Here is a 781-nt window from a genome sequence, read left to right as displayed (position 1 = left end):
TTCCGTCCAGGGCGCGGGCCAGCTCATCGGCGCCGACGGCAAGCCGATCGGCGGTCAGGGCCCGCCCACCCTGGCGGGCAACTGGCTGACCGACGGCCGGCTCAACCCGTACCGGCTGGCCGAGGGCCGGGCGCCGGCCGCCCCGGGCGAGGTCGTGGTGAACCGGGGCGCGGCCGAGGCGGGCGGGCTGCACCTCGGTTCGACCACCGTGCTGCGCACGCCAGAGCCGGTGCCGGTCACCGTCGTCGGCATCGCCACCTTCGGGGCGAGCGCGGACGGCATGGGGCCGAGCACCTTCACCGCGATGACCTTCGCGGACGCCGAGCGGTACCTCACGCCCAAGGGGGAGGGACAGGCCGGTTCGATCCAGGTCCGCGCGGTGGACGGGGTCTCCCAGCGCGAGCTGGTCGACCGGATCACCCCGCAGCTGCCCGCCGGCGTCCAGGCGATCACCGGCGCGGCGGCCACCCAGGAGTCCACCCAGCTGGTGTCCGGGCGGTTCCTGACCATGTTCACCACGCTGCTGCTGGTCTTCGCCGGGATCGCGCTGCTGGTGGCGACGTTCACCATCCACAACACCTTCGCCATCGTGGTCGCCCAGCGGACCAGGGAGAACGCGCTGCTGCGGGCGCTCGGCGCGGGGCGCGGCCAGGTGCTCGGGGCGACGCTGGCGGAGGCGCTGGCGGTCGGCCTGCTGGCTTCGCTGGGCGGGCTGCTGGGCGGCATCGGGGTGGCCGCCGGGCTCAAGGCGCTGTTCTCGGCGCTCGGTTTCGCCCTGCCG

At 75.2% G+C, this 781-nt stretch carries 1 protein-coding gene; it reads left to right on the top strand.

Going from position 1 to position 781, the window contains the following annotated elements:
- Positions 1 to 781: ABC transporter permease (locus BU198_RS05760; RefSeq protein ID WP_188295752.1), on the top strand; the 781-nt coding region annotated here is incomplete at both ends.

Source organism: Streptomyces sp. CBMA156 (assembly GCF_014596515.1).
Classification (GTDB): domain Bacteria; phylum Actinomycetota; class Actinomycetes; order Streptomycetales; family Streptomycetaceae; genus Kitasatospora.
The sequence above is the reverse complement of the archived record's forward strand: the minus strand, read 5'-3'. Positions and strand labels throughout refer to the sequence as shown.